Genomic DNA, 4,693 nt, shown 5'->3' on the forward strand with positions numbered 1-4,693 from the left:
GGGGCGGGCTGGACGGGCGCGGGCGCGACGCTCGGCTGGGGAGCGGTGTCGCCGGTGTCGGTGCCGCCCGTGGTGCCCGAGCCGGTCCCGGAGGACCCCCACGAGGAGCGTCCGGCCTGACCGCCGATGTAGCCGGGCTCGGGGAAGGACTCCCAGTCGGTCCCGGACAGCGCGCCGTCCATGGCCGACTTCCAGATGTCGGCGGGCACGGAGGCGCCGTACATCGTGCCGCCCCAGGCGTTGAACAACGGCTTGTTGTCGTCGGTGCCGACCCAGACCGCGGTGGCGATCGACGGGGTGTAGCCGACGAACCAGGCGTCCTTGTTGTAGCCGGTGTCGCCGAGCTGGGTGGTGCCGGACTTGGACGCCGAGGGGCGCCCGCCGGCCAGCGCGTGGCCGTTCGAGTAGGCGGCGATGGGCTCCATCGCGGACGTGAGGTTGTTGGCGACGTCGGCCTCGACCACCTCCTCGCCCTCGATCGACGAGTTGTCCAGGAGCACCTCCCCGTCGGCGGTCTCGACCCGCTCGATGAAGTGCGTGGGCCGGTGGACGCCCTCGGCGGCGAAGGTCGCCAGGCCGGTCGCCATGTCACGGACGCGGATGGGGTACTGGCCCAGGATGAGGCCGTCGTACGGGTCCTCGCCCTGTTCGCTCAGGGTCTCCCACGGCAGACCCGGAATCCGCTTGGGGATACCGGTGCGGTGCGCCATGTCGCGGACGTCGTTGGCTCCGTTGTCCAGCATGCGCTGGAGACGGATGAACGAGGTGTTGAGCGAGAGCAACAACGCCTGGGAGATGGAGCACGAGCCACAGGACCGACCGTCGACGTTGGTGACCGTGACGTTGCCGGTGGTCACCGGCGCGGACGAGATCTGGGTCCCCAGTCCGATGCCCTGATCGAGGGCGGCGGCGACACCGAAGATCTTGAAGGTCGAACCCGTCTGCAGGGGGGCGTTGGCGTAGTCCCAGCCCTCGGCCTCCTCGCCGCCGTAGTAGCCGATCACGCCGCCGGTGCGCGGGTTGATCGACACCACCGCCGTACGGTTGTCCGGGCTCTCGTCCTGCATGTTGGAGCGCGCCGCGTTGACGACGGCGTCCTGGGTCTTGGGGTCGATCGTGGTGATGATCTTCAGGCCCCGGGTGTTGAGCATCTGCTCGTCGATCCCGGACTGGGCGAGCTCGGCGAGCACCTGACGTCGAATGGGCCCGTTGGTGGGGTCGCCGACGTTCTGCTCGACGGCCTGCGGGTCTTCGACGACCTGCGGGAACACGGCGTTTCCGCGCTGCTGCGCGTCGATGGCGCCCATGTCGCGCATGCCGTCCATCACGTAGTTCCACCGTCGCTCGGAGGCCTCGCGGTTGTTGAGCGGGTCCAGGGCGGAGGGCGACTGGATGACGCCGGCCAGCAGCGCACCCTCCTCCACCGTCAGCGCCTCGACGGGCTTGTTGAAGTAGGCGGTGGAGGCGGCGGCGATTCCGTAGGCGCCGCGACCGAAGTAGATGGTGTTGAGGTAGGCCTCGAGGATCTGGTCCTTGGACCACTCGTTCGTCATCTTGGCGGCGATGATGATCTCTTTGGCCTTGCGCTCGTAGGTGGGCGCGTCACCGACCATCGTGTTCTTGACGTACTGCTGCGTGATGGTGGAGCCGCCGCCCGCGCTGGACTCGCCGGTGATCTGCCCGATCACCGCGCGGCCGATGCCGGTCGGGTCGTAGCCCTCGTTGGTGTAGAAGGAGCGGTCCTCGGCGGCGATGACCGCGTTGCGCACGTGGACGGGCACCACGTCGAGCTCGATGAGCGTGCGGTTGCCCTCGGGCGGGACGATGCGACCGATCATCGTGGTGCCGTCGCTCTGGTAGATCTCCGAGATCTGCTCCGTGCGGACACTGCCGGGCTCGGGGATCTCGGTGCGGTTGTAGGTCACGACCGCGACCGTCAGGGGGACGACGAGGAGGACGACGGCGAGGAGGATCACCGTCGTCCAGATCGGATGGCGACGGACCCAACCGGTCTGCTCCGAGGCCCTGCCCCGGCCCTCGTCGGCGGCCTTACCCGTCCTGCCGTTCTGCGCCATGCTCTACCCTCCCGCGAGCCGATCCGACCGACCCGGAAGGCCCCCGGCGGCGGTGCTCTGGCGACCATTGTGTACGAAAACGTCGCCGACGCTGTACTCCGGAGGCGTCGTCGGGCAGCGGGCGGGGTGTTCAGCGGTGGCGTCGGAGCTCTCTCGCCGCCCGTCGTACGCGCTTTCCGGTCCCCGGCGTGAGCCCCACCTCATAGGACTCGACGAGGTGGTTCCACGAGCAGCTGCGGCACACCTCCACGACGTGGACCGTGAACTCGTCGTGGGACAGGGCGAGCTGCTCGATCTCGTCGGCACCTCGGGCGGAGCCGGACGCCGGGCCCAGGTCGCCGCCGAACACCCAGGACACCTCGGTGAGGTTCTCCTTGCGGCAGACGGGGCACACGGTCTCGGTGACCACGCCGTGGAAGCCGGCCGCGCGCAGGAGGTAGACGTCCGCGTCGCAGACCTCGCGCAGCGACAGTCCGCCCTCGCGCAGGGACGCCAGGACGCCGCGACGGCGCAGCGCGAAGTCCACCACCCGGCGGCGCCGCAGCGCCGCACGGCCGGTGGGGTCCTCCGGCCCCGGCGGGGGGCCGGGTCGCGGGAAGCGGGAGTCGGCCTGGTCCACGACCCCAGCCTACGGCCCCCGCCGGGGCATCGGGCTACACGTCGAACCGATGTCACACGGCGGTATATCGGTCCGATACATCAGCGGGTGTACGATCGGTGACCGTCGCATGACATCCGCAGGCACGACCGACGTGGGAAGGGGAGGTGGAGTGCTGGAACTGGCCATCCTGGGACTGCTCGACGAGCGGCCGATGCACGGGTACGAGCTGCGCAAGCGGCTGTCCGAGATGCTCGGGACGGTCCGGACGGTGTCCTTCGGCTCCCTCTATCCGACGCTGCGTCGCCTCCAACACCAGGGCGACATCGTCGAGGACTCCTCGGCCGCCACCGCCACCCGGCCGCCCGCCACCGCGCGGCGCGGTCGCAAGACCTACCGCATCACCACGCGCGGCAAGGAGACGCTGGCGACCCTGCTCGACGAACCCGGGGCATCGTCGTTCACCGACGACGGCTTCGGCGTCCACCTGGCGTTCTTCGATCGCACGCCCGGCCCCGCCCGGGTGCGGTTGCTCGAGGGCCGGCGTCGGGTCCTGGAGGAGCGGCGCGAGGGTCAGCGTGACGCCGCCGCACGCACCGGCCCCACCGAACTGCGATACGCCCGGCAGCTCACCCTGCTCGGGCTCGAGACCAGCGAGCGCGAGCTGCGGTGGATCAACGAGCTCATCCGGACAGAGAACCCATCACAAGGAGAACCCCAATGACCGACCAGAAGGTGCGCGTCGCGATCGTCGGCGTCGGCAACTGTGCGTCCTCGCTCGTGCAGGGCGTGGAGTACTACAAGGACGCGGCGATCGACTCGACCGTCCCCGGCCTCATGCACGTGAAGTTCGGTGATTACCACGTCAATGACGTGCAGTTCGTCGCCGCGTTCGACGTCGACGGCAAGAAGGTCGGCATGGATCTCGCCGAGGCCATCCGCGCCTCCGAGAACAACACCATCACCCTCTGCGACGTCCCGCCCACCGGCGTGACCGTGCAGCGCGGCCCCACCCTCGACGGCCTCGGCAAGTACTACCGCGAGACCATCGAGGAGTCCGCCGCCGAGCCCGTCGACGTCGTGCAGGCCCTGCGCGACGCCGAGGTCGACGTGCTGGTGAGCTACCTGCCCGTCGGCTCGGAGGAGGCCGACAAGTTCTACGCGCAGTGCGCGATCGACGCCGGCGTCGCGTTCGTCAACGCCCTGCCCGTGTTCATCGCCTCCGACCCCGAGTGGGCCGAGAAGTTCCGCTCCGCCGGCGTCCCGATCGTCGGCGACGACATCAAGAGCCAGGTCGGCGCCACCATCACCCACCGCGTGATGGCCAAGCTCTTCGAGGACCGCGGCGTCGCACTGGACCGCACGTACCAGCTCAACGTCGGCGGCAACATGGACTTCAAGAACATGCTCGAGCGGGACCGCCTCGAGTCCAAGAAGGTCTCCAAGACCCAGGCCGTGACCTCCAACCTCGAGGGCTCGCTCAAGAACAAGGTCCACGACCGCAACGTGCACATCGGCCCCTCGGACTACGTGGAGTGGCTCGACGACCGCAAGTGGGCGTACGTTCGTCTCGAGGGACGTGCGTTCGGTGACGCCCCCATCAACCTCGAGTACAAGCTCGAGGTGTGGGACTCGCCCAACTCGGCGGGCATCATCATCGACGCCGTCCGCGCGGCCAAGATCGCCAAGGACCGCGGCATCGGCGGACCCATCCTGCCGGCCTCGGCGTACCTCATGAAGTCCCCGCCGGAGCAGATGGCGGACGACAAGGCCCGCGCCGAGCTCGAGGCCTTCATCATCGGGGCCTGACCAGCGCACCACAGAGGATCGAATGAACCCCACAGCGACGAACCACCGGCCCACCACCTCGGGACGTCGCCGTGTCCCGGCCGTCATCGCACTCGCGATGGCGGCCGGGGTCGCACTCTCGGCCTGTTCCGCCGACCCGGACGGCGAACCGGTCGCCCCGCCGGCGGCGACGTCGAGCACCTCGTCGTCGTCGACCCCCACGTCCCCCACG

The 4,693-nt window shown here is 69.5% G+C and carries 4 protein-coding genes and 1 pseudogene; 3 read left to right on the forward strand and 2 right to left on the reverse strand.

From position 1 onward, the window contains the following. Window positions 1-2,075 (reverse strand): transglycosylase domain-containing protein (locus KHA85_RS15980; protein ID WP_213186568.1); only part of this gene is annotated, 2,075 nt, incomplete at its 3' end. A 130-nt stretch (window positions 2,076-2,205) separates the two neighbouring features. Next, window positions 2,206-2,604, reverse strand: a complete 399-nt coding sequence (locus KHA85_RS15985; RefSeq protein WP_213186569.1) for a DUF5318 family protein — start codon at window positions 2,602-2,604, stop codon at window positions 2,206-2,208. Between the two features lie 241 nt (window positions 2,605-2,845). Here KHA85_RS15985 and KHA85_RS15990 point away from each other — a divergent pair, with 241 nt between their 5' ends. The 3 genes and pseudogenes from KHA85_RS15990 to KHA85_RS16000 form a co-directional block, all read left to right on the forward strand. Next, window positions 2,846-3,397 carry a PadR family transcriptional regulator gene (locus tag KHA85_RS15990; protein WP_063972772.1) on the forward strand — a complete coding sequence of 184 codons (552 nt, stop codon included), beginning with the start codon at window positions 2,846-2,848 and terminating at the stop codon, window positions 3,395-3,397. Next, complete coding sequence (locus tag KHA85_RS15995) at window positions 3,394-4,482, forward strand: inositol-3-phosphate synthase (RefSeq protein WP_007630381.1); 1,089 nt, start codon at window positions 3,394-3,396, stop codon at window positions 4,480-4,482. The genes KHA85_RS15990 and KHA85_RS15995 overlap by 4 nt, the downstream gene beginning before the upstream one ends. A gap of 22 nt (window positions 4,483-4,504) precedes the next feature. Beyond that, window positions 4,505-4,693 (forward strand): annotated as a pseudogene (locus KHA85_RS16000) (hypothetical protein); the annotation flags it as partial.

The organism is Dietzia massiliensis (assembly GCF_018390595.1).
Classification (GTDB): Bacteria; Actinomycetota; Actinomycetes; order Mycobacteriales; family Mycobacteriaceae; genus Dietzia; species Dietzia massiliensis.